The organism is Streptomyces sp. NPDC051677, from assembly GCF_044453465.1.
GTDB lineage: Bacteria > Actinomycetota > Actinomycetes > Streptomycetales > Streptomycetaceae > Streptomyces.
In genome coordinates this window covers 17,013-39,303 of sequence record NZ_JBITCT010000033.1, presented here as the reverse complement: position 1 = coordinate 39,303, position 22,291 = coordinate 17,013, and the positions used below count along the sequence as shown (strand labels likewise).

Sequence of the window (22,291 nt, the reverse complement as noted above, 5' to 3'; positions counted from 1 at the left end):
GCAGTGTAGACATGGCACATGGTCCGACTCCTGGGGCGCTCGGATGCCCGGCCGGCCCGTCGTCCCCGGGGCCCGCGGGTGCGGCGTACGCCCGAGTCCGCGCTGGGCGGGCGCAGTCTCGCCGCGCAGGTGTTCGTCCTGCAGGTGGTCATCGTTCTGGTGCTGGTCGTCGCGGCCGTGGTGGCGCTGCTGCTCCAGGTGCGGCACGACACCACCCAGGAGGCCCGTAACCGCTCCCTCGCCGTCGCGGAGACCTTCGCCAACTCGCCGGGCATGGTGCAGGCGCTGGACAGCCCGAATCCGACGGCCGTGCTCCAGCCCCGGGCCGAGGCCGCCCGCAAGGCCGCGGAGATGGACTTCCTCGTCGTCATGAACACCGACGGGATCCGCTACACCCACCCCAAGCCGGACCGCATCGGCAAGAAGTTCGTCGGGACGATCCAGCCGGCGCTGGACGGCGGTGTCGTGGTCGAGGAGGTCAACGGGACCATAGGCCGGCTGGTGCAGGCCGTCGTACCGGTGAAGGCGGCCGACGGGCGGGTGGTGGGACTGGTGTCGTCCGGGATCACCACCGCGCACGTCGGCGGCAACGCCGACCGTCAGCTGCCGCTGGTCCTCGCCAGCGCGGCGGTGGCCCTCGCCCTGGCCACGGCGAGCACGGCGCTGGTCAGCCGTCGGCTGCTGCGCCAGACGCACGGCCTGGGACCGCGCGAGATGACCCGCATGTACGAGCATCACGACGCGGTGCTGCACGCCGTGCGCGAAGGCGTGATCATCGTCGGCGGGGAGGGCGATCTGCTGCTCGCCAACGACGAGGCGCAGCGGCTGCTCGACCTGCCGCCGGACGCCGAACGCCGTCAGGTCCTCGATCTGGGGCTGGACCGGGACACGGCCGAGTTGCTGGCCTCGGGGCGGATGGTCACGGACGAGGTGCACCTGGTCGGGGACCGGCTGCTGGCGATCAACCAGCGGCCCACCGACCTGGCGGGCGGACCGGCCGGCAGCGTGGCCACGCTGCGCGACTCCACGGAGCTGCGTGCTCTGTCGGGCCGGGCGGAGGCGGCCCGCGAGCGCCTCGACTTGCTGTACGCGGCCGGGGTGGGCATCGGGACGAGCCTGGACGTGGCCCGGACGGCGGAGGAGCTGACGGAGCTGGCGGTGCCGAGGTTCGCGGACTTCGCGACCGTCGACCTGTTCGACGCCGTGCTGAACGGCGAGGAGCCGGAGGCGCGGGGCGCGCTGCGGCGCACGGCGATGAGCGGGATCCGCAAGGGCGCGCCGCTGTACGCGGTGGGCGAGCGGATCCGGTTCGTGGACTCCGCCCCGCAGGCCCGCAGTCTCGGCGGGGAGCGGGCCGTCCTGGAGGCGCGTCTCGCCCAGTCCCCGGGCTGGCGGGCCCAGGATCTGGAACGGACCGAGCAGGTCGTGGAGTTCGGCATCCACTCGCTGATCACCGTGCCGGTGCGGGCCGGGGCGCTGATCCTGGGCGTGGTCAGTTTCTGGCGGTCGGAGCGGCCCGATCCCTTCGACCCGGACGAGGTGGTGCTCGCGGAGGAGCTGGTGGCGCGGGCGGCGATCTCCATCGACAACGCGCGCCGCTTCACCCGCGAGCACGGCATGGCCGTCACGCTGCAGCGGAGTCTGCTGCCGCGCACCCTGCCCGAGCAGAACGCCCTGGACATCGCCTACCGCTATCTGCCGGCCCAGGCGGGCGTGGGGGGCGACTGGTTCGACGTGCTGCCGCTGTCCGGGGCGCGGGTGGCGCTCGTCGTCGGTGACGTGGTGGGCCACGGGCTGCACGCGGCGGCCACCATGGGCCGGCTGCGCACCGCGGTCCACAACTTCTCCGCCCTGGACCTGGCGCCCGAGGAACTCCTCGGACTGCTGGACGAGTTGGTGGCCCGGATCGACCAGGACGAGGCGGCGGACGGCGTCAACGCGCCGGTTTCCGGGGCGACGTGTCTGTACGCCATCTACGATCCGGTGGCCCGGTGCTGCACCGTCGCCCGCGCCGGGCATCCGCCGCCTGCGCTGGTCCACCCCGACGGGCGGGTGGAGTACGCCGAGGTGCCCGCCGGGCTGCCGCTGGGGCTGGGCGGGCTGCCGTTCGAGACGGTCGAGCTGGAGCTGGCGGAGGGCAGCTCGCTGGTGCTGTACACCGACGGGCTGGTGGAGGACCGGACGCGGGACATCGACACGGGTCTGGAGCTGCTGCACACCGCCTTGGAGCGGGGCGCCGACGGCTCGCCGGAGCAGACCTGTCAGGCCGTCCTGGACGCGATGCTGCCCGCTCGCCCGAACGACGACATCGCGCTGATCGTGGCGCGCACCCGGGCGCTGGACGCCGACCGGGTCGCCGAGTGGGACGTGCCGGTGGATCCGGCGGCGGTGGGCGAGGTGCGGGCGGCGGTGGTCCGGCAGCTGGCGCGCTGGGACCTGGAGGACCTGTCGTTCACGACGGAGCTGATCCTGAGCGAGCTGGTCACCAACGCGATCCGCTACGGCAGCGCGCCCGTGCGCGTCCGACTGCTGCGGGACCGGACGCTGATCTGCGAGGTCTCCGACGGCAGCAGCACGTCACCGCATCTGCGGTACGCGGCCATGACGGACGAGGGCGGGCGCGGGCTGTTCCTCGTGGCCCAGCTCACCGATCGCTGGGGCACCCGCTACACACCCAACGGCAAGATCATCTGGGCTGAACAGCCGCTGCCTTAGCGGGGGTTGATTCCCGGGTTACTCATAAATGATGTTTATGAGTCCATAGACCGGACCCGCGTACCGGGTAAGGCTTGCCTCAGTTTAGGCTTCCCCCGAGTCGATCTGTCGCCACTCGAAGGGAACCTGATCATGCCCCGCCCCCTGCGGGTAGCCATTGTCGGAGCCGGCCCCGCCGGGATCTACGCCGCCGACGCGCTGCTCAAGTCCGATGTGGCCGCCGACCCTGGTGTCTCCATCGACCTCTTCGAGCGCATGCCGGCCCCGTTCGGCCTGATCCGTTACGGCGTCGCCCCGGACCACCCGCGCATCAAGGGCATCATCACGGCCCTGCACCAGGTCCTCGACAAGCCGCAGATCCGCCTCTTCGGCAATGTCGACTACCCGGGCGACATCAGCCTGGACGACCTGCGCGCCTTCTACGACGCGGTGATCTTCTCGACCGGCGCGATGGCCGACCGTGAGATGTCGATCCCGGGCATCGAGCTGGCGGGCTCCTACGGCGCCGCGGACTTCGTCTCCTGGTACGACGGCCACCCGGACGTCCCGCGCACCTGGCCGCTGGAGGCCGAGAAGGTCGCGGTCCTGGGCGTCGGCAACGTCGCCCTGGACGTGGCCCGCGTCCTGGCCAAGACGGCCGACGAGCTGCTGCCCACCGAGATCCCCGCGAACGTCTACGAGGGCCTGAAGGCCAACAAGGCGCTGGAGATCCACGTCTTCGGCCGCCGTGGCCCGGCGCAGGCGAAGTTCTCCCCGATGGAGCTGCGCGAGCTGGACCACTCCCCCAACATCGAGGTCATCGTCGACCCCGAGGACATCGACTACGACGACGGCTCGATCGCGACCCGGCGCGGCAACAAGCAGGCCGACATGGTCGCCAAGACGCTGGAGAACTGGGCGATCCGCGACGTCGGCGAGCGCCCGCACAAGCTGTTCCTGCACTTCTTCGAGTCCCCGTCGGAGATCCTCGGCGAGGACGGCAAGGTCGTCGGCCTGCGCACCGAGCGCACCGCCCTCGACGGCACCGGCAACGTCAAGGGCACCGGCGAGTTCAAGGACTGGGACGTCACGGCGATCTACCGCGCCGTCGGCTACCTCTCCGAGAAGCTGCCGAAGCTCCCCTGGGACCTCGACTCGGGCACGGTCCCGGACGAGGGCGGCCGGGTCATCGAGGAGTCCGGTGCGCACCTGCAGTCCACGTACGTCACCGGCTGGATCCGGCGCGGTCCGATCGGTCTGATCGGGCACACCAAGGGCGACGCCAACGAGACGGTGTCCAACCTGCTGGACGACCACGCGAACGGCCGTCTGCACACGCCCGTCTCGCCCGAGCCGGAGGCCGTGGACGCGTTCCTCGCCGAGCGCGAGGTCCGCTTCACCACCTGGGAGGGCTGGTACCGGCTCGACGCCGCCGAGAAGGCGCTGGGCGAGCCGCAGGGCCGCGAGCGCGTGAAGATCGTCGAGCGCGAGGACATGCTGCGGGAGAGCGGCGCTTAGTCCAAGGAGCCGGGTCCGGGGGCCACTTCAGGCCCCCGGCAGGTCCCCCGGCGCGCGGCGCGCGGCGCGCGGCAAAACCCCGGCCCGCCGAACCCCAACTCACCGGCGATTCAGGGCGGTTGCCGGTATTTCGCTGGGCCGGCCGATCGACACCTGTTAGCGTCCCGGGGTGTTCTCCCTCCAGGAACCGCCCTTCTTCACCCGGCTGCGCGAGGCGCGCCGGGTGCTCGTCGCGGGCGCGGGCGGCGGCTTCGACGTGTACGCGGGCCTGCCGCTGGCGCTCGCCCTGCGGTCGGCCGGCAAGGAAGTCCACCTGGCCAACCTGTCCTTCGCCGACCTGTACGGCCTGCCCACCGAGGTGTGGCAGGAGCCGGACGTGGCGGCGGTCCGCCCCGACACCCGCGCCCGCGGCGACTACTTCCCCGAACACACCCTGGCCACCTGGCTGGACCGACACGGCCTGCCCGCGACGGTGTACGCCTTCCCCCGGACCGGGGTGAAACCGCTGCGGGACGCCTACCGCGCCCTCCTGGACCACCTGGGCGGGATCGACGCCGTCGTCCTGGTCGACGGCGGCACGGACATCCTGATGCGCGGCGACGAGCACGGCCTCGGCACGCCCGAGGAGGACATGGCGAGCCTGGCGGCCGTGCAGGTCCTCGACGAGGTCCCGCACCGGCTGGTGGCCTGCCTCGGCTTCGGCGTGGACGCGTACCACGGCGTCAACCACGCCCTGGTCCTGGAGAACCTGGCCGCGCTGGATCGCGACGGCGCCTACCTGGGCGCGTTCTCCCTGCCCCGCGACAGCACGGAGGGCGCCCTCTACCTCGACGCGGTCGCCCACGCCCAGGCGGCCACCCCCGGCCACCCGAGCATCGTGCACGGCTCGGTCGCGGCCGCCGTGCGCGGCGACTTCGGCGACGTGCGCTTCACCGAACGGACCCGGAACAGCGAGCTGTTCGTGAACCCGCTCATGGCGCTGTACTTCTGCGTCGACGCCGTGGGCCTGGCCCGCCGCAACCTCTATCTGGACCGGCTGGAGGACACCGTCCTCATGCGTCAGATCAGCACCCGCATCGAGGAGTTCCGGGACGGCCTTCCTGCGCTGCGGCAGCCCCGGGCGTTCCCCCACTGACACAGTCCGTCAGCGGGCCGCGAGGTCCCGGCCGGCGATGACGGCCAGCGCCGCGGTCAGGAGCAGTGCGGCCGCGCCCTGGGACACGAACGCCGCCAGCGTCACGGCGGGGACGGGGACGTCGAGCCACGGGTACAGGGCGGCCAGCCGCAGTGCGAGAACCAGCAGACCGAGGACGGCCAGGGCCAGCGTGGCCTCCCCGTGCGCGGCAGGGTGGCGGGTGCGCCACACGATCCGGCCCAGCGCCGCGACGAGGAAGCAGGTCGTCGGCGCCCAGACCGGGTCGGCGGCCATCGGCACCAGCACGATCGAGGCGCCCATCACCACACAGCACGCCAGGTAGGCCAGGCCCGGTGGCAGCGCGGGCAGGGCGGCCGCGGGGGCGTCGCGGTGATGGGCGGCGCACAGGGCCAGGGCCGACAGCCAGGCGAAGAGCACGGAGACGGAGGCGTAGGGCGTGTCCGGCAGGAAGGCGTCCGTCACCAGCGGCGCGAGGAACGGCCACAGGCTGGGCAGCGCGGCGAGGAGCGCGGCGACCTGCGCGAGGCGGCGGCGGTCGTGCAGCAGCGCGAAGCAGGCGACGGTCCACAGCAGGGGCAGCAGCCAGATCGCCCCGGCCGCGAACCCTCGGACGGCTCCCCGGCCGATGAACCCGGTGAGGAACATGTGCCACTGCGCGGACCCGCCGGTGGTCGCCCAGGTCAGCTCCAGCACCCGGTCGACGACAGCGGCTGCCGCCTGCAGCACCACGGCGAAGAGCGCGAAGAGGCGGACGGACGAGCCGAGCAGGACGTAGCGGCGGGGCGCTCCGGCGGTGCCCAGCCGGGCCCGCACGGCGAGGGCGGCGATGCTCGCCACCTCGCCGAGCGTGGGCCGGCTCTGGTCCTGCGCGTCACGGTCGATGTCCCAGAGGTAGACCTCGACCATCTCCTCCTCGCGCTCCCTGCGGTAGTACGCGGGCAGCAGACGCAGGACGGTGCGGTAGCGCGCTTCGAGCAGGGTCGTCGTGCCAGTCGCAGTCGTCATGCCAGACCTCCGGCGAGTCCGGGCCCGGTGGCGGGCGGAGTGACGGTTCCGGGAGCGCGGCGGCCCTCGGCGATACGGCTCCGGGCCGCGGTGGCGCCGGCCGCCATGCGCTCCGCCTCCGCGGCGAGGGCCTGCACCCCGTCCTCGGTGACGCGGTAGTAGCGCCTGAGCCGGCCCTGCTGGACCTCCTCGCGGTCCAGGGCGATGAGGCCGTCGGCGGTGAGCCGGTCGAGCACGCCGTACAGCGTGCCGACTCTCAACCGGACCTCTCCGTCCGAGAGTTCCTCTATCTCGCGCAGGATGCCGTAACCGTGCCGGGGCTGGTCGGCGAGGGCCGTCAGCACGAAGAAGGCGGCCTGCGTCATGCTCCTCGATGCCATGGACTGAATATATCGGCTTCCGATATATCCTGCACAGCGAAACACCGAGCCGAACCGAGCCGGACCCTCAGGAGCTCCGCAGGACACGGCATCCGGTGCGGCGTTCAATGGCGCCCATGAACTTTCGGCGCAGAAGGTCACACCGCCGGGGGAAGGCCGGGGCGGCGCTCGCCCTGGCTCCGCTTCTGCTCGCCCCGTGCGTCCTCGCCGCCACTCCCCCTCCTCAGCCTCCTCCCCAGCTGACGCAGTCCGAGGTGGACTCGGCGGTCGGCCGGCTCGACGGCATCGTGCAGAACGGGATGGCCCGCACCGGCGTGCCCGGCGTCGCGGTCGCCGTCGTCTACCAGGACCGGGTCGTCTACCTGAAGGGCTTCGGCGTCCGCCACGAGGGTCGGGCCGGGCAGATCGACCCGACACGGTGTTCGAGCTGGCCTCGCTGTCGAAGCCGCTGACGTCGACCGTGATCGCGGGAGCGGTGGGCGACAAGACCGTCGGCTGGGACGAACCCGTGGCCGGGCGCCTGCCCGCTCTCGCCCTCAGGGATCCCTGGGTGACACAGCACGTCACGGTGGCCGATCTGCTCTCGCACCGCAGCGGCCTGCCCGGCTCGACCTGATCGGAAAGATCTACGCCCAGGAAGCGGCGGCGGGCCGCTCCCCCACCGACTACTCAAAGCCGCCCGCCGACGCCGCCGAGGCCCGCCCCCTCGCCGCCTACACCGGCGTCTACGCCAACGGCTACTACGGTGCGCTGACCGTCACCGCGTCCGGCGGCGAGCTGACCATGCGGCTGGGCCCCAAGCCGACCACGTTCCGGCTGACCCACTACGACGGCGACACCTACAGCTTCCGGACCGTCGGCGAGAACGCGGTGGGGCTGTCCGGCGTCACCTTCCACGGCGACCGGGACGGCAAGGCGACGCGGGTGACCGTGGAGGCGTTCGACAAGAACGGGCTCGGCGTCTTCACCCGCCGATGACCGGCCCGCCGGACCGCCGCCCGGACCGCCGCGGTCAGCCGTCGTCGCGCGGGTGGGTCTCGATCACCCGGCCCTTTACGTCGGCCCGGAGGTAGGCGCTGCCGTAGTCGTCGGAGAGGTACACGCTCATCGACGGATCGGTGTGGAAGACGGTGGAGGCGGGATTGATCGACAGGTAGCGGCTCGTGGGCTCGGGCACGCCGAGCGTCCTTCCGGCCCTGGCCAGCAGCGCGGGCACCGCGTCCCAGTCGTAGAGGTCCAGGTCGACGGGGACGGCGCCGCCCATGACGGTGCCGCCCGGACCGTCCTTCACCGCCACGTCCCCGCCCCGGTAGATGTACCGGTCGTAGAGCTTCGGGTGGCCGGCGACGGGGGCGTCGGCGATCGCGTACTCCCCGTACACGGCGAGGCTGGTGACCTTCGTCCCGCCCATGGCCGCGGTCAGCTTCGCCACCGCCGTCCTCACCCCGTCGCCGTTGAGCAGGTCGACGGTCCCCGCCGCGGCGGCGCCGGACGAGCCGCCGGAGGACGCCTGCCGGACGCTCTGCGACGGGGACGGAGACGAGGACGGGCCGGATGCGGGCGCACTGCCGATGTCGTCGTTCTTCGTCTGCGGAAGCAGCGCCCACACCAGAACTCCCGTCAACGCCATGGCGACGACGGTTCCGGTGACCGCCGTGGCACGGACCCGGCGACTCCGAGCCGGGACGCCGACCTGCGACGGGGTGAGCGTGACGACGGCTGCGGGTTCGGCGGCAGGCGGCGCGAGCGGGTAGGAGGTCGGCTGAGCCTGCTGGGCGTGCAGGGCCGGCCGGTCCTGCTGTGCGTGCCGGTCCTGCTGTGCGTGCTGGGCCTGTGGAGCAGCCCACCCGGACGGTCCCGGGGCGTCCCCGGCCACGGCCGCGAGCATCCGGTCGACCTCCGCAGCGTCGGGGCGGACCTGTGGGTCCCGGACGAGCAGCGCCGTGAGGACGCCGGTCAGCGGTCCGGCCCGGCGCGGCGCGGGCACGTCCTCACCGAGTACGGCGGCGAGCGTGGCGAGCGTGCTCGCCCTGCGCAGCGGATGGCGCCCCTCCACGGCGACGTACAGCAGCATCGCCAGCGACCAGAGGTCGGCGGCGGGACCGCCCTCCTTGCCGCTGACCCGTTCCGGCGCCATGAAGTCGGGCGAGCCGATGACGGCGCCGGTGGCGGTGAGGCCGGCGGACTCCCGGACCGCGGCGATCCCGAAGTCGGTGAGCACAGGCCGCCCGTCGGGGCGCAACAGGACGTTGGCGGGTTTCACGTCGCGGTGCTCGATACCGACGGCGTGCGCGGCGCGCAGCGCCGACAGCACCCCGCGGCCCAGGCGCGCAGCCTCGACCGGGGGCATCACGCCCCGTCCGAGCCGGTCCTGGAGGGAGCCCCCTTCGACCAGCTCCATCACGATCCACGGGTAGGTGTTCCCGCCGCCGTCGACGATGTGGTGGATGGTGACGACGTTGGGGTGGTGGACGCGGGCCAGCGCGCGGGCCTCCCGCAGGACGCGCTCGCGCAGCGTGCGAGCGCCCTCGGGGTCGTACTCGGCCAGGTCCGGGTCCGGGGGCCGGACCTCCTTCACGGCCACGTCCCGCTGCAGGGCCAGGTCGTGGGCCCGCCACACCAGTCCCATGCCTCCGCCGCCGAGCCGCTCGACCAGTTCGAAGCGGCCGTCCACGACACGTCTGTGGGGTTCCCCTGTGCTCATGGCAGGAGCTTAGGGGTATGCGCCGACAGGCCGTGTGTCGGCCGGAGGGGGCACACCGCGAATGGTCCGCGGGGCCACGGGCATGCTGTGAACGAGGTCACTTCCGTCGGTCCGAGCCGAAACCGCCACCCCGGACCGCTCCCCCACTCGCCGTCACCCTTCCCTGCCCGTTCCCTCCCCCGCGAAGGACATGTGCTTTGGCTCTTATGCACCCTGACGCTCCCTCGGCCCGCCGTCCGGGCCGCTCCTGGACGATCCGCGTGGTCGGACACCGGGACCGCAGCGCGTCGGTCACCTGCTCCTCGGCGTGCGCGATGCCGCCGCGTTCCCGTGACATCACGGCCCTGCGCCGCTTCGCCGAGGCCCACGCGGCCGCGCATGCCCGAGCGGCGGCGGTGCATCACGACGCGGCCTGCTCGTGCCGCCGCCAGCGGTGCGCGCTGCACGAGGGCACCCGGATCAGCTGCGCGGGCGCGGTCGTCCTCGTCCTGCGGCACGACCCGTCGGTCGGTCAGGTCTGGACGCTCAGCGAAGTCTGCTCCGCGTGCGCCGCGTTGATGCCGCACACCCGTCTGCTGAGCCGGGCGGTTCCGCCCCCGCCGCGCGTTCCCGACGCGGGGACGGACACCCCTACGAGCCGGGGCACAGGCTCGGGCACAGGTCCGGCCGTGGGTCGGGAGCCTCACGGCCGTCCCGCTCCGTCCGGTCCGACGACGCCGACCGTGGGGCCGCCGCGACTCGTCCCCGGCGGGTTCAGCGCACCCTCGTCGGGCATCGGCCCCGGCCCGGAACGGCGTGCCGGCCGACGGCGCGGACGTGCGGAAGCGGAGGGCGGCGCGGCGTGACCGGGCCGGGCGTGACCCGGCCGTGGGCCTCCCTCAGGACTGGTGCCGGGACTGCGGCGGAATGCGCACCGGCAGGGCGCCGAGGATCCGGCCACGGGCAGCCGGCGGCGGACCCGGCTGACCCCGCGTGACGGCGGGCCGCTCGTCCCCGAACCGGGTCGCCACGAGTTCGGCGATGCGTGCGCCGCTGCGCCGCCCCTCCAGATGCAGACGGCCGACGTTGGTGCGGTCGTCTGCGAGCAGCGTCAGGATGGCGGACGGCCCGGCGGCGTACGTCGCGAGGTAACCACCGGCGCCGCGGACGATCATTTCGCGGAACTCGCCGCGGGCCGCGACGTCGACCATGCGGCGCCCCACGCCGAGCGCCGCCGCGGTGAGCGCGGCCAGCCCTTCCGGCTCCACCCCCGGCATGTCCTGGGCGAGGACGAGGCCGTCGACGCTGGCCGCCAACGACCCCGTCAGCTGCGGCATTCGGCTGCGCAGCCGATGCAGTTCGTTCAGAACCTCGGCCTCGACGGCCATGACCGGTGTCCCTTCGGCGCGTTGTCGACTGATGCGGATCAAGTACGGTGCGGCGCGGGGTGGTTCAGGTGAGTTCAAGTGAATTCGGGTGACCCTGAGGCTACGGAAAGTGGCCGCCGAAGGCGATGGCTTTGGCATTTTCCCTTGGAAAATTCCACCCAGTCCGGAGATGACCTCGACCCCAGGTCCTCTACCTGCATCACTGCAGGTCAGAAGCAGTTCCTAGGCGTACGACCAGCCTCGTGCTGTACCTCGACGTCAAGCGACATCCGCCTACGGAACCGGCAGCCATACGCATCGCTTATAGCCCGATTCAAAGAGATCCCCTACCGCGCACCACAAGCTCTGCCTAATTTGGCAGGCACGTTGCGGCATCTACCGCACGCCTCCATCCCTGCCGATCGAGCGAGCTATAACCATGGCATATCTTCAGATCACACTTCAGGTGTACGAGAAGTACAAGCAGCCCCCACTGCTGAAGGCGGCGCCCGAGGTGCGCGTCTACGACGTGGTCTGAGTGATGGACGACCTCTGAGTGATGGACGACCTCACCGCGTTGCTGCGCGAGTACGACCGTGCCGTCGCCTACACCGACGACCTGTGGCGGGACCTCACCCCGGACGAGGTGACCTGGCGCCCGCACGAGGACTCCAGCGCCATCGGCTGGCACCTGGGCCACCAGGCCCTCGTCGCCCACCGTCGAGCGACTCACCGAGTTCCGTGAGACCGTCGCCCACTTGCTGACGGCACTCATCAACCATGAGTACCAGCACGATCAGTGGATCAGCGAGGTGCAGGCCGAGAACCTCGGTCAGGCGCTGCCGCCCGATCCCGCGTCCGACCGGCTCAGCCGCGTCGGCTACATCGTCCTCAACCCCTACGCCTGACCAACCCGCACAGGAGCACCGCATGTCCAGCACCACCACCCTCGACTTCTCCGGCCAGAAGGTCGTCGTCATCGGCGGCACCAGCGGCATGGGCTACGCCGTCGCCCGCCACGTCCTGGACGCCGGCGGCACCGCCGTCGTCACCGGCCGCACCCAGGCCGCCGCCGACGAGGCCGCCGCCGCCCTGTCCGTCCACGGCAAGACCGTCGGCCTCGCCGCCGACCTGGCCGACCCCGCCGCCGTCGACCGCCTGTGCATCACCCTCACCGAGGACCACGCCGACGCCACCCTCCTCGTCAACGCAGCCGGCGTCTTCGCCCCCAAGACCTTCCTCGAGCACACGCCCGAGGACTACGACCGCTACCAGGCCATCAACCGCGCCTTCTTCTTCCTCACCCAGACCGTCACCGCCAACATCATCGCCCGCGGCGCCAAGGGCTCGATCGTCAACATCGGCTCCATGTGGGCCCACCAGGCCATCGCCGCCACCCCCTCCTCGGCGTACTCCATGGCCAAGGCCGGCCTCCACTCCCTGACCCAGCACCTCGCGATGGAACTCGCCTCGCACGGCATCCGCGTCAACGCCGTCGCCCCCGCCGTCGTACGCACCCCCATCTACGAGGAGTTCATCCCCAAGTCGGACGTCGACTCCGCCCTCGACGGCTTCAACGACTTCCACCCGATCGGCCGCACCGGCACCCCCGACGACATCGCGGCCACCGTCGCCTTCCTCCTGTCCGACCAGACCGACTGGGTCACCGGCGCCGTCTGGGACATCGACGGCGGCGTCATGGCCGGACGCAACTGACCCACGCCCAGGCCGAACAAGCCGTCGCGGCCCCGTAGCCGCTCCTGCCTCCGATGCTTCGGCGAGCCACCGCCCTCTCGCCGACATCAGGGCGCAGGAGCACCCCGCCCGCAGCGCTTCGGAGTTCGTTGCAGGGTCGGCGCGATCACCTCGCTGACCACACCCACCAGCGCACCGATCGCCCCGGGATCTTCGCCGCCAGTACGGCCCTGTAGTCCTAGCTCGGACACCAGGGAGCAAGTAACCCGCCGGTAGGTTTCGAGGCTCGGATCTGCCGTTTCCTGCTGCTCGGGGGTTTCATTGGGCTGATCGGATGAACCGACGGTTCGACGGCAAGGGGCGGGTGTGCGACAGGAGTGGTCACCGGAAGACGTGGTGGCGTGCTGGACGTTGGTGGATGGCGACTGGGATCTGGTGGCCAACAAGTCCGGCCCGACCAGGCTCGGCTTCTGCCTGATGCTCAAGTTCTTCGAGATCGAGGGCCGGTTCCCGGAGTTCATCGAGGAGTTCGCTCAGCCCGCTGTTGAGTACGTCGCCGGTCTGGTCAAGGTGCCAGCGGTCGAGCTCGCGGAGTACGACCTGGCGGGCGCAAAGCGGCACCGGAAGCAGATCCGCGAGGCGCTGGGGTTCCGGCCGTCGACAGTGGCGGACGAGAAATGGCTGACGGAGTGGATGGCGACAGAGGTCTGTCCGGTCGAGCTGGTCGAGGACCGACAGCGGGAGGCCCTGCTGGTGCAGTGCCGTGTCGAGCGGATCGAGCCGCCCGGCCGTACTCGTGTGGAGAAGGTGCTGGTGGCGGCCCGCAACCGGTGGGAGCGTGCATTCTGCGCGCGGACCATCGAGCGCCTCGGAGACGTGGGCACGGCCCGTCTGCTGGCGCTTGTGACGGAGGACAACGAGGACGGCACGTCCCTGCTGGCTGTGCTCAAGCGCGACCCAGGCGCGGTCGGTCTGGATTCGCTGCTGACCGAGATTGCCAAGCTGAACGACGTGCGCAAACTCGGCCTTCCCGAGGGGCTGTTCGCGGACTGCTCGGAGAAGATGGTGGCTGCGTGGCGGGCGCGGGCGATCAAGATGTATCCCTCGGACTTCCGCGACACCGCAGAGGATGTACGGATCGCGCTGCTCGCGGCGCTGTGCTCCTCCCGTCAGGCAGAGATCACGGATGCGCTGGTGGAGCTATTGGTGGCTCTGGTCCACAAGATCAACGCGCGTGCCGAGCGGCGGGTGGAGAAGCAGCTGACAGCGGAGCTGAAGAAGGTCCGCGGCAAGGAGGGCATCCTCTTCAAGCTCGCCGACGCGGCGATCGGCAAGCCGGACGAGGTAGTGCGCACCGCGCTGTACCCGGTGGTCGGGGAGAAGACGCTGCCCGACCTGGTAGCCGAGGCGAAGGCGAACGAGAAGGTCTTCAAGGCCAAGGTCCGCACCACCCTGCGCTCCTCGTACAGCTCGTACTACCGGCAGATGCTGCCGCCGCTGCTGAAGACGCTGGGCTTCAAGTGCAATAACACCGCCTACCGGCCGGTGATGACGCGATGAGGCTGCTGGAGAAGTACGCCGAGGTTGACGGCAAGACACGCTTCTACGACGCCGCCGACGCGGTGCCGATGGACGGCGTTGTACGCAAGGACTGGCGCGAGGCCGTCGTGGACGAAAAGGGCAAGGTCGAGCGCATCCCGTACGAGCTGTGCGTCCTGGTCGCGCTGCGGGAAGCGATCCGGCGCCGCGAGATCTACATCGAGGGCGGGCTGCGCTGGCGCAACCCGGAGGACGACCTGCCCGGCGACTTCGAGGCCACCCGCACCGTGCATTACGCCGCAATCCGTCAGCCCCAGGACCCAGCCGAGTTCGTCACCGGCCTGAAGCGGCGGATGACGGATGGTCTGGACCGGTTGTCGGCCGCGCTCGCGGATGGCTCGGCGGGCGGGGTGAAGGTCACCACCCGCAAGGGCGAGCCCTGGATCACCGTGCCGAAGTTGGACAAGCTGGACGAGCCCACCGGCCTGGCGGCCTTGAAGGAGGAGGTCGTACGCCGCTGGGGCGTCCTCGACCTCCTGGACGTGCTGAAGAACGCCGACTTCACGACCGGCTTCACCGACGAGTTCGCCTCCGTCGCCGCGTACGAGCGCATCGACCGCACCACCCTCCAGCGCCGGCTGCTGCTCGCCCTGTTCGCGCTGGGCACCAACATGGGCATCCGCGCCATCGTGGCGACCGGCGAGCACGGCGAGACCGAAGCCGCGCTGCGGCACGTACGTAAGCACTTCATCACCGTCGACAACCTGCGGGCCGCCGTGACGAAGCTGGTGAACGCCACCTTTGCCGCCCGCGATGCCACCTGGTGGGGCCGGGGAAACGCGTGCGCGTCGGACTCGAAGAAGTTCGGCTCCTGGTCCTCGAACTTCATGACCGAGTACCACGCCCGCTACGGCGGTAACGGCGTGATGATCTACTGGCACGTAGAGCGGAAGAACGTCTGCATCTACTCGCAGCTCAAGAGCTGTTCGTCGTCCGAGGTCGCGGCGATGATCGAGGGCCTGCTGCGGCACTGTACGGACGCCGAGATCGAGTCCAACTACGTCGACACGCACGGCGCCTCGGTGGTCGGGTTCGCCTTCACCGAGCTGCTCAACTTCCGCCTGCTGCCCCGACTGAAGAACATCGGCAGCATCCGTCTGTACCGCCCCGACGACAACCCGCCCGGCTGGCCGGCACTCGGCACATCCCTGGCCCGGGCCATCAAGTGGGACCTGATCGAGCAGCAGTATGACCAGATGGTCAAGTACGCCACTGCTCTGCGCCTGGGCACGGCGGAGGCCGAGCAGGTGCTGCGGCGCTTCACCCGCGGCGGCCCCAAGCACCCCACCTACGCCGCGCTCGAAGAGCTCGGCCGCGCCGTCCGCACAATCTTCGCCTGCGACTACCTCGCCAGCCCCGGCCTCCGCCGCGAGATCCACGGCGGTCTCCAGGTCGTGGAGAACTGGAACAGCGCGAACACCGTCCTGCACTACGGCAAGGACGGCGCCCTGACCGGCCCGGACAAGGAGCACGCCGAGACCTCGATGCTCGCCCTGCACCTGCTCCAGTCGAGCCTCGTCCACATCAACACCCTGCTGCTCCAGCAGGTCCTCGCCGAACCGGTCTGGGCGAAGAAGCTCACCGATGAGGACCGGCGTGGTCTGACCGCCTTGTTCTGGTCGAACATCAACCCGTACGGAACCTTCCGCCTCGACATGGACAAACGACTCGACCTGCTGCCCCTGCCCCTGCCACGCCCACGGCAGGCCGCAGGCGACCGACTGCCAGAGAGGCGATGAACCGGCCCCTGAGCGCTGCTGCCGCCTACCGCGCCGTGGCGACTTGCCATACACATTGACGGAGTGAGTACTCACTCCGTAAAGTGGGAGGCGTGACAGAGACCTCTTCCACTCCCTCCAGGCGCCGTGCGGCGCCCATGAAACCCGACCAGCGCCGCGCGATGATCGTCGCTGCGGCCCTTCCCCTCGTGGTCGAGTACGGCGCCTCCGTGTCCACCGCGAAGATCGCCCGCGCCGCAGGCATCGGAGAGGGCACGATCTTCCGGGCCTTCGCTGACAAGGACGCACTGCTCGCGGCCTGCATGGCCGAGGCAGTACGTCCCGATGACACCGTCGCCCACCTGGAGTCGATCGCACTGGACCAGCCACTGGCGGCACGGCTCACCGAGGCGGCCGAGGTGATGCACGGCTACATGGCACGCATGGGCGCCGTCGCCGGAGCCCTCGCTCCGGCCGGGCGGCTGGAGCGCCCTGCCGCGTCCCCATCCGGCACGGACCGCCGCTCCCCGGACCGCGAGGCGGGCCTTGCTGCGCCGCGCGCGGCCCTGGCCGCCCTGTTCGAACCCGATCAGGACGCCCTGCGGCTGGCGCCGGAACGCCTCGCGGACGCCTTCCAACTCATGCTCATGTCCGCGGGCCGTCCCGGTGCCCCGGACCCGCTGACCACCCAAGAACTGGTGGACCTCTTCCTGAACGGCGCCCTCACCACGCCCGAGGAGGCCCGATGACCACACCTGACGCGTACGACACGCTCACACCCCGCCGCCGGACGGCGATCACCTTCGCCCTGCTCGGCTGTGCCTTCCTGGCCATGCTGGACGGCACCGTGGTCGGCACCGCGCTGCCGCGCATCGTCGAGCAGATCGGCGCAGGCGGTCCCTGGTACGTCTGGCTCGTCACCGCCTACCTGCTCACCTCCTCGGTCAGCGTCCCGCTCTACGGCCGCTTCTCCGACCTTTACGGCCGCCGCCGGTTACTGCTCGGCGGACTCGCCGTCTTCCTGGCCGGCTCGCTCGCCTGCGGCCTGGCCGGCTCCATGCCGGTGCTGATCGCCGCCCGCGCCGTGCAGGGCTTGGGTGCCGGAGCCCTGCTCACCCTCGGCATGGCCCTGATCCGTGACCTCTACCCGCCCTCCCGGGCGCAGGGCCTGATCCGGATGCAGACGGTGCTGGCCACGATGATGGTGCTCGGCATGGTGGGCGGCCCGATCATCGGCGGACTGCTGGCCGACCACGCCGGCTGGCGCTGGGCGTTCTGGCTCAACCTCCCCATCGGCTTGGCCGCCTCGGCCGTCCTTGCCCGGTTCCTGCCCGACCACCGTCCCGCCACAGCACCATCCGGCCGCCTCGACGTCGCGGGGATCGCACTGCTCGCCGCCGGTCTCTCCCTGGCGCTGACCGGCCTCAGCCTCAAAGGCAATACCACCTCCCCGTCCTGGACCGATCCCACCGTCGCGGGCTGCTTGCTCGGTGGCCTGGCTCTGCTCGCCCTGCTTGTTCCCGTCGAGCGGCGCGCGGCCGTCCCCGTCCTGCCCATGCGGCTGTTCCAACACCGCACCTACAGCGCCCTGCTGGCCGCCGGGTTCTTCTTCCAGGTCGCCGCGCTGCCAGTCGGAGTCTTCCTTCCCCTGTACTTCCAGTACGTCCGCGGCCACTCGGCCACCGTCTCCGGCCTCCTACTCCTCCCCCTGCTCATCGGCATGACGCTGGGCAACCGGCTCACCGCCACCGCCGTCCTGCGCAGCGGACACGCAAAGCCCGCACTCCTGGCCGGCGCCGGACTGCTCACCCTCGGCACCGCCGCCTTCTTCACCCTGGACACTGCGACACCGCCGGCGTGGACCTGCGTATGGCTGCTGATCGCCGGACTGGGCACCGGCCCCGCGATGAGCGGCATCACCATCGCGACCCAGAACTGCGTCCCGCACGCCGACATGGGCACCGCCACCGCGGGCGCCGCCCTCACCAAACAGATCGGCGGCGCGTTCGGCCTGGCTTGCGGCCAGTCCCTGATGAGCTATCACGCCACGCCCGCTGCCGCGATCGGATCCACCATCGCCTGGAGCGGAGCCATCGCCGGGCTGCTCGCCCTCGCGGCACTCCTCCTCATGCGCAACATCGCCATCCCCACACCCGAGAGCCGCCGTATCGAACCAACAGCCCGCACCGCGACGCCGACGACCCACGGGTCCGCATGACACCCGAGTGTCGGCAAACGACCGTCTGCCGACACTCCACCCCGTGATCACGAACCCGCAGGTGGGCACTGTCGAAAACCCGCGTCGGAAATCAACGTCGACGAACGGTCCTGCCGATAGATTCCGACACATGCTCATCGGCTACGCGCGGGTCTCCACCGCCGACCAGAATCCCGATCACCAGATCGACGCCCTGCTGCGGTCCGGAGTCGACCGCGACTGCATCCACGTCGACACCGCGAGTGGCGCCAAGGCGTCCAGGCCAAAGCTCGACCTCGTTATGCAGCTGCTGCGCGAGGGCGACACATTGAAGGTCACCCGGCTCGACCGGATCTCCCGCTCCGTCCTGCACCTGGTGACTCTCGGTGCCGAGCTGCGCGAGCGCGGCATCGGCCTGCATGTCATCGAGCAGGGCATCGACACCTCCACCATGGAGGGCCGTGCCATGTTCGGGATGCTGTCGGTGCTCGCCGAGCTCCAGCGCGAGCTGATCGTGGCCAACACCAACGACGGGCTCGCCTCCGCGCGGGCCCGCGGCCGAGTCGGCGGGCGCCGGCCCAAGCTGACTCCGGACCAGGCCGAACTGGCCCAGCAGCTCTACGACGCCCGCGAGAAGACCGTCCAGCAGATCGCCGACATGTTCAACGTCCCCCGCTCCACGGTCTACGGGCACCTCGACAAGACCAAGACCGTGCCCCGCCAGCCTAAGAAGATCGCCGCGACGAAGTCCTGAAAGCTACCAGCGGGTCACTTGCTCCCTGGTGTCCGAGGTAGGACTACGGGGCCTACGTACGGCGAGGCCGCCCTGTCCGTCCGGGTGAAGGGCGGTGACGGGCGTGTTCAGCCGCAGGGACTCGGCGGGCAGCGCGGCGGCGAGGGCGGTGGTGACGCTCCGGGCTCCGGCGGCGAAGCGGCGAGAGGGTGCGTCGACCAGGTTGCCGTGCAAGCGGCGTACGGCGGTGGTCTCCTGAAGCAGGGTGTCGCCGGCGAGGTGCTGTTCGAAGGTCTTGATGCCGCTGCGAGCGGCCAGGGCCCGTACGCGCTCCTCTCCGTCCCAGTACCAGGTGGCTCCCAGATCGAGGGCCCGCTCGGGATGCGAGGTGGGAGCGGACAGCAGGCGTCCGCCGGTGCGGTCGCGGGCCTCCAGGCAGAGCGTGTCGCGGCCGGCGGCGTGCAGGGCGGTGGCCGCGGCCAGTCCGGAGGCGCCGGAGCCGACCACGATCACGTCGTGGCTGTCCTGGTGGGACATGGGTGATTTCCTTTTTTTCAAGGCTGGGAGGGAGGGGTCACGCGATATCGGCCGTGTCCACGACGATGCGGAAGCGGGGGCGCCGGAGCGCAGTCGGCCTCACGGCGACGTGCCCGCCCCGGTGGCCGCGGCCGCCCGTCCCGAGGCCGGCGTTGCACGCGCCGCTCGCCGTGACGGACACCCGGGCCCGGGCCCACTTGCCCTCGGCGACGCCGTCGCGGCCATGGTCACGGCGGTGTCTGACATGGCTCCTCTTCCCCCTTCCCGGCACGACGGGTCATATAGGTGGTTGTTATGTTGGATCCGCAGGGACCCAACCGTAGGCAGGGGGACACCAGCCCGGTAGGGGACATCAGTGAATGGAGCGATAAGACATGGCTATGAGTGATCGCCTGAACCCGGAAGGGCTCCGCTACGCGCAGGCGGTCGCCGAGACCAAGTCGTTCAGCGCCGCGGCACGGGCGTACGGCGTCACCCAGCCAGCCCTGTCCAACGGCATCGCCAAGCTGGAGGAGCGGCTCGGCGACAGGTTGTTCGACCGGTCGCCGCGCGGGGTGACCCAGACGGAGTTCGGGACCCGGATCCTGCCCCTGATCGAGCGCGCCCTGGTCGCCCTCGACGCCGTGACGGCGGAGGCCAGACGGCTGACCGAACCCGGCGAGCAGAAGATCCGCATGGGCGTCTCACCCCTGATCGGCTCCCACCTCGTGGCCCGGGCATTCGGCAAGGTGCAGGACCTTCCAGCGCCCCGTGACCTCGTGCTGCGCGAGGCGAACATGCAGGACCTGCGCGAATGCCTGCTGGCCGGGCAGCTCGACATCATCCTGATCCCGGCCGTCACCGCGATGCCGCGCTTCGAGCACCGGGTCATCGACGTCGAGCCGATCGTCGTCGTCAGCCCCGATTCGGCGGACGCGACTCCGCTGGAACTCGAAGAGGCCGGCAAGAAGCAGTTCATCCTCGTACCGGACACCTGCGGCCTGACCACCTTCACCACACAGCTCTTCCAGGCCCACGCAATGCCGCTGTGCACCTATCCGGGAGAGGCCGCCAGCTACCAGGTCCTGGAGGACTGGACCAAGCTGGGCCTGGGCTCGGCCCTGGTCCCCCGCTCCAAGCTCACATCCCCCGATGTGCCCCACCGGCCGCTGATGGACGAGGGACGCGAGGTACAGATCTCCTTCGAAGCGGTCTGGAACGCCGACTCGCCCCTGAGCCCGGACCTGCTCCGCCTTGCCGACAGCCTCGCGGCCGCCCGCCGCCAGCCCGCTCCTCGACAGGGCGTCGAGGCGTAGCAGGCCGAGAACGGCGATCCGTTGAGCCGCGTCCGAGCGCTCCACCAGGGTCGATACCGCGCAATGCAGAACCACGCGTCCGCTCCATCCGCACCGGCCTGTTCTTCGATGCCGCCTGCGTGCTGGCGCTGATCGGCGCGAGTCTGCTGGTGTCGCGGCTGGAGCAGCTGCGCAAGCGCCGCAAGCTGCTGTCGTCGCTGATCGCCTTCGGCACCCGGCGCCGCACACTGCGCCTGTCCGTGCTGTGGCGGACGGCGATCCCGATCTCGGGCTCGGCCTCGCGCCGGCCACGGCGGTCGGGCTGACACTGGGCGCGGTCCTGCTGAGATGACGGACAGGCCGGTGGGCGTGGACTGGGCGAGCGCGCTGTCAATGACTGGCATCGGTGCCGCCGTCGTCCTGCTGGTGACCGTCCTCAGCCCTGCCACCGTTGCTGCGGCTGATGCGGCCGGACGGCCTGCGTGCGGAGTGAGCCATACGCCCCGCAGGCTGCCGCGCCTGCCGTTCGCCGAGGACGAGTTCGATGCCGTGCTCAGGAACTTCAAGCCGCCGCCGGTATGACGACGTTCATCCTCACCGGGGCTGGTCGGCGCCGGGCGCGGCGCCCAGCTCGGCATCCCCGTCCTGCTGACCGACGACCGAGAGGCGGCCCCAGCGCGGGCGCCGACTTGTGTCGGCGACGCAGTCGGTCACGCAGCGCCCTGCGCGGAGCGCTGGAAGGCCCGGTCGGCATCGCAGGGCCGGTTCTCGCGACGATCTCACTCCGTTCATCACGGTCACCAGCCCCGACAGCCACCTGCTGCAGGTGTCGCTCGACGTACAGGTCAGCATCGCAGCCGGCCGCGGAAGGACTCTCGTGAGAGAGGCCGTGAGCATCTCTGCAGGGCATCCGGTACAGCACACACTGGCGAAGCGGTCCCTCGGGCACGCTCGGATCCTCGAAGTCGTCGGCCGGATCCCGGGTCATGCCGATCCGGCGCATCACTGCCTGGGAACGACGGTTGTGGACGGTCGTCGACGCCACCACTTCCTGCAGCCCGAGGACCTCGAAGCCGAAAGCCAGGCAGGCCAAGGCGGCCTCGGTGGCGTAACCGTGGCCCCACGCCGAACGCGTCAACCGCCAACCGATATCCACTCCCGCGAACGGCATGTCCTCGCCCACCTCGTCCAAGCCGGCACGGCCGATGAACTCACCGGTCTCCCGTGCTTCGAGCGCCCACCACCCAAAACCTCGCTCGTCGAACTCGGCCCGCATGAGTGCCACTGAGGTATCGCTTTGCTCCCGCGTCAGCAGTTCCCCCAGGTGTTCTCGGACTTCAGGATCGGAGTTCATGGCCGCCCACGGTTCGAGGTCGGATTCCCGCCACCGGCGGAGCAGAAGACGATCCTGCTTGTCCATGCGTCGTGAGATCAGTCGGCGGATGTCCTGCGGGAGCTGGTCCCAGCCTGGGCGCACGGCGGTGGAGCCGTAGCGCAGACGCGGGGTGATGATGTGCGGCATTCCGTCAGGGTGCATGACGCCCTCCCCGCCGCGATAAGACCAGTCGCGGCCCCTCGTTGAGGACTGTGATCGGCGCGGTCGCCCCACGCATCGCCCGGTCGGGTTCGAGGCCGGCACACACGCTGAAACGACCGATAGCCTGCATGAGGCGATCTCCGTGGGCGGGGACACGTGACGATTCTCCTCACGAAACCGGACCTGACGAGCGCGAGC

21 protein-coding genes and 2 pseudogenes are annotated in these 22,291 nt (G+C 70.8%); 17 read left to right on the top strand and 6 right to left on the bottom strand.

Annotated features, from left to right (window positions below):
* The first annotated feature begins 18 nt into the window (after positions 1-18).
* The 3 genes from ACIBAF_RS32080 to ACIBAF_RS32070 all read left to right on the top strand — a co-directional run bounded on the left by ACIBAF_RS32080 (position 19) and on the right by ACIBAF_RS32070 (position 5,347).
* Positions 19-2,715 carry a SpoIIE family protein phosphatase gene (locus ACIBAF_RS32080; protein WP_399467684.1) on the top strand — a complete coding sequence of 899 codons (2,697 nt, stop codon included), beginning with the start codon at positions 19-21 and terminating at the stop codon, positions 2,713-2,715.
* A gap of 132 nt (positions 2,716-2,847) precedes the next feature.
* Complete coding sequence (locus tag ACIBAF_RS32075; RefSeq protein WP_399467683.1) at positions 2,848-4,212, top strand: FAD-dependent oxidoreductase; 1,365 nt, start codon at positions 2,848-2,850, stop codon at positions 4,210-4,212.
* 169 nt (positions 4,213-4,381) lie between these two features.
* Positions 4,382-5,347, top strand: a complete 966-nt coding sequence (locus tag ACIBAF_RS32070) for a DUF1152 domain-containing protein (RefSeq protein WP_399467682.1) — start codon at positions 4,382-4,384, stop codon at positions 5,345-5,347.
* A 9-nt stretch (positions 5,348-5,356) separates the two neighbouring features.
* Here the strand turns inward: ACIBAF_RS32070 and ACIBAF_RS32065 are convergent, their stop codons facing one another.
* Together ACIBAF_RS32065 and ACIBAF_RS32060 are read right to left on the bottom strand one after the other, a co-directional pair.
* Positions 5,357-6,373, bottom strand: a complete 1,017-nt coding sequence (locus tag ACIBAF_RS32065) for a hypothetical protein (RefSeq protein WP_399467681.1) — start codon at positions 6,371-6,373, stop codon at positions 5,357-5,359.
* Positions 6,370-6,738, bottom strand: a complete 369-nt coding sequence (locus ACIBAF_RS32060) for a PadR family transcriptional regulator (RefSeq protein ID WP_399467750.1) — start codon at positions 6,736-6,738, stop codon at positions 6,370-6,372. The genes ACIBAF_RS32065 and ACIBAF_RS32060 overlap by 4 nt, the downstream gene beginning before the upstream one ends.
* A 131-nt stretch (positions 6,739-6,869) precedes the next feature.
* Here ACIBAF_RS32060 and ACIBAF_RS32055 point away from each other — a divergent pair, with 131 nt between their 5' ends.
* The 3 genes from ACIBAF_RS32055 to ACIBAF_RS32045 are packed head-to-tail and all read left to right on the top strand — an operon-like array spanning position 6,870 to position 7,731.
* Entirely contained in the window at positions 6,870-7,205 is a 336-nt protein-coding gene (locus tag ACIBAF_RS32055; RefSeq protein ID WP_399467680.1) for a hypothetical protein, read from the top strand.
* Entirely contained in the window at positions 7,172-7,369 is a 198-nt protein-coding gene (locus tag ACIBAF_RS32050; RefSeq protein WP_399467679.1) for a serine hydrolase, read from the top strand. The genes ACIBAF_RS32055 and ACIBAF_RS32050 overlap by 34 nt, the downstream gene beginning before the upstream one ends.
* Positions 7,300-7,731 carry a DUF3471 domain-containing protein gene (locus ACIBAF_RS32045; RefSeq protein WP_399467749.1) on the top strand — a complete coding sequence of 144 codons (432 nt, stop codon included), beginning with the start codon at positions 7,300-7,302 and terminating at the stop codon, positions 7,729-7,731. The genes ACIBAF_RS32050 and ACIBAF_RS32045 overlap by 70 nt, the downstream gene beginning before the upstream one ends.
* 34 nt (positions 7,732-7,765) lie before the next feature.
* Here the strand turns inward: ACIBAF_RS32045 and ACIBAF_RS32040 are convergent, their stop codons facing one another.
* Positions 7,766-9,457: a serine/threonine-protein kinase gene (locus ACIBAF_RS32040; protein WP_399467678.1), complete on the bottom strand. Its 1,692-nt coding sequence runs from the start codon at positions 9,455-9,457 to the stop codon at positions 7,766-7,768.
* A 206-nt stretch (positions 9,458-9,663) separates the two neighbouring features.
* On the opposite strand from ACIBAF_RS32040, the gene ACIBAF_RS32035 reads away from it, so the two are divergent.
* Positions 9,664-10,302: a hypothetical protein gene (locus ACIBAF_RS32035; protein WP_399467748.1), complete on the top strand. Its 639-nt coding sequence runs from the start codon at positions 9,664-9,666 to the stop codon at positions 10,300-10,302.
* A gap of 33 nt (positions 10,303-10,335) precedes the next feature.
* On the opposite strand, the gene ACIBAF_RS32030 is transcribed toward ACIBAF_RS32035, so the two are convergent.
* Positions 10,336-10,824, bottom strand: coding sequence for a roadblock/LC7 domain-containing protein (locus ACIBAF_RS32030; protein ID WP_399467677.1), 489 nt, complete (start codon positions 10,822-10,824; stop codon positions 10,336-10,338).
* A gap of 538 nt (positions 10,825-11,362) precedes the next feature.
* On the opposite strand from ACIBAF_RS32030, the gene ACIBAF_RS32025 reads away from it, so the two are divergent.
* The 8 genes from ACIBAF_RS32025 to ACIBAF_RS31990 all read left to right on the top strand — a co-directional run bounded on the left by ACIBAF_RS32025 (position 11,363) and on the right by ACIBAF_RS31990 (position 18,766).
* A complete protein-coding gene (locus ACIBAF_RS32025) occupies positions 11,363-11,548 on the top strand; it encodes a DinB family protein (RefSeq protein ID WP_399467676.1) in 186 nt (61 codons plus the stop codon).
* Positions 11,549-11,561: 13 nt separating this feature from the next.
* Complete coding sequence (locus tag ACIBAF_RS32020; RefSeq protein WP_399467675.1) at positions 11,562-11,711, top strand: hypothetical protein; 150 nt, start codon at positions 11,562-11,564, stop codon at positions 11,709-11,711.
* Between the two features lie 22 nt (positions 11,712-11,733).
* On the top strand, positions 11,734-12,519 hold the full coding sequence (locus tag ACIBAF_RS32015; RefSeq protein ID WP_399467674.1) for an SDR family NAD(P)-dependent oxidoreductase: 786 nt from the start codon (positions 11,734-11,736) through the stop codon (positions 12,517-12,519).
* A gap of 345 nt (positions 12,520-12,864) precedes the next feature.
* On the top strand, positions 12,865-14,058 hold the full coding sequence (locus tag ACIBAF_RS32010) for a DUF4158 domain-containing protein (RefSeq protein ID WP_399467673.1): 1,194 nt from the start codon (positions 12,865-12,867) through the stop codon (positions 14,056-14,058).
* Complete coding sequence (locus ACIBAF_RS32005) at positions 14,055-15,836, top strand: Tn3 family transposase (protein ID WP_399467671.1); 1,782 nt, start codon at positions 14,055-14,057, stop codon at positions 15,834-15,836. Before ACIBAF_RS32010 ends, ACIBAF_RS32005 begins: the two co-directional genes overlap by 4 nt.
* 92 nt (positions 15,837-15,928) lie before the next feature.
* A complete protein-coding gene (locus ACIBAF_RS32000; protein WP_399467670.1) occupies positions 15,929-16,564 on the top strand; it encodes a TetR/AcrR family transcriptional regulator in 636 nt (211 codons plus the stop codon).
* On the top strand, positions 16,561-18,033 hold the full coding sequence (locus tag ACIBAF_RS31995) for an MFS transporter (protein WP_399467669.1): 1,473 nt from the start codon (positions 16,561-16,563) through the stop codon (positions 18,031-18,033). Before ACIBAF_RS32000 ends, ACIBAF_RS31995 begins: the two co-directional genes overlap by 4 nt.
* A gap of 130 nt (positions 18,034-18,163) precedes the next feature.
* Positions 18,164-18,766: a recombinase family protein gene (locus ACIBAF_RS31990; RefSeq protein WP_399467668.1), complete on the top strand. Its 603-nt coding sequence runs from the start codon at positions 18,164-18,166 to the stop codon at positions 18,764-18,766.
* A gap of 3 nt (positions 18,767-18,769) precedes the next feature.
* Here ACIBAF_RS31990 and ACIBAF_RS31985 read toward each other — a convergent pair whose 3' ends face one another.
* A complete protein-coding gene (locus ACIBAF_RS31985; protein ID WP_399467666.1) occupies positions 18,770-19,282 on the bottom strand; it encodes an FAD-dependent oxidoreductase in 513 nt (170 codons plus the stop codon).
* 380 nt (positions 19,283-19,662) lie between these two features.
* Between ACIBAF_RS31985 and ACIBAF_RS31980 the strand changes: the two genes are divergently transcribed.
* Together ACIBAF_RS31980 and ACIBAF_RS31975 are read left to right on the top strand one after the other, a co-directional pair.
* A complete protein-coding gene (locus tag ACIBAF_RS31980; protein ID WP_399467665.1) occupies positions 19,663-20,577 on the top strand; it encodes a LysR family transcriptional regulator in 915 nt (304 codons plus the stop codon).
* Positions 20,578-20,651: 74 nt separating this feature from the next.
* A pseudogene (locus tag ACIBAF_RS31975) lies at positions 20,652-21,049 on the top strand (FtsX-like permease family protein); the annotation flags it as partial.
* 414 nt (positions 21,050-21,463) lie between these two features.
* Here the strand turns inward: ACIBAF_RS31975 and ACIBAF_RS31970 are convergent.
* Positions 21,464-21,976 (bottom strand): annotated as a pseudogene (locus ACIBAF_RS31970) (GNAT family N-acetyltransferase); the annotation flags it as partial.
* Positions 21,977-22,291: the final 315 nt, after the last annotated feature.

What these genes read in the sequence shown, in the direction of transcription:
- ACIBAF_RS32080 (WP_399467684.1), top strand. Translation starts at nt 19, where the DNA reads ATGGTCCGACTCCTGGGGCGCTCGGATGCCCGGCCGGCCCGTCGTCCC.
- ACIBAF_RS32075 (WP_399467683.1), top strand. Translation starts at nt 2,848, where the DNA reads ATGCCCCGCCCCCTGCGGGTAGCCATTGTCGGAGCCGGCCCCGCCGGG.
- ACIBAF_RS32065 (WP_399467681.1), bottom strand. Translation starts at nt 6,373, where the DNA reads ATGACGACTGCGACTGGCACGACGACCCTGCTCGAAGCGCGCTACCGC.
- ACIBAF_RS32060 (WP_399467750.1), bottom strand. Translation starts at nt 6,738, where the DNA reads ATGACGCAGGCCGCCTTCTTCGTGCTGACGGCCCTCGCCGACCAGCCC.
- ACIBAF_RS32055 (WP_399467680.1), top strand. Translation starts at nt 6,870, where the DNA reads ATGAACTTTCGGCGCAGAAGGTCACACCGCCGGGGGAAGGCCGGGGCG.
- ACIBAF_RS32040 (WP_399467678.1), bottom strand. Translation starts at nt 9,457, where the DNA reads ATGAGCACAGGGGAACCCCACAGACGTGTCGTGGACGGCCGCTTCGAA.
- ACIBAF_RS32035 (WP_399467748.1), top strand. Translation starts at nt 9,664, where the DNA reads ATGCACCCTGACGCTCCCTCGGCCCGCCGTCCGGGCCGCTCCTGGACG.
- ACIBAF_RS32030 (WP_399467677.1), bottom strand. Translation starts at nt 10,824, where the DNA reads ATGGCCGTCGAGGCCGAGGTTCTGAACGAACTGCATCGGCTGCGCAGC.
- ACIBAF_RS32025 (WP_399467676.1), top strand. Translation starts at nt 11,363, where the DNA reads ATGGACGACCTCACCGCGTTGCTGCGCGAGTACGACCGTGCCGTCGCC.
- ACIBAF_RS32015 (WP_399467674.1), top strand. Translation starts at nt 11,734, where the DNA reads ATGTCCAGCACCACCACCCTCGACTTCTCCGGCCAGAAGGTCGTCGTC.
- ACIBAF_RS32005 (WP_399467671.1), top strand. Translation starts at nt 14,055, where the DNA reads ATGAGGCTGCTGGAGAAGTACGCCGAGGTTGACGGCAAGACACGCTTC.
- ACIBAF_RS31995 (WP_399467669.1), top strand. Translation starts at nt 16,561, where the DNA reads ATGACCACACCTGACGCGTACGACACGCTCACACCCCGCCGCCGGACG.
- ACIBAF_RS31990 (WP_399467668.1), top strand. Translation starts at nt 18,164, where the DNA reads ATGCTCATCGGCTACGCGCGGGTCTCCACCGCCGACCAGAATCCCGAT.
- ACIBAF_RS31985 (WP_399467666.1), bottom strand. Translation starts at nt 19,282, where the DNA reads ATGTCCCACCAGGACAGCCACGACGTGATCGTGGTCGGCTCCGGCGCC.
- ACIBAF_RS31980 (WP_399467665.1), top strand. Translation starts at nt 19,663, where the DNA reads ATGAGTGATCGCCTGAACCCGGAAGGGCTCCGCTACGCGCAGGCGGTC.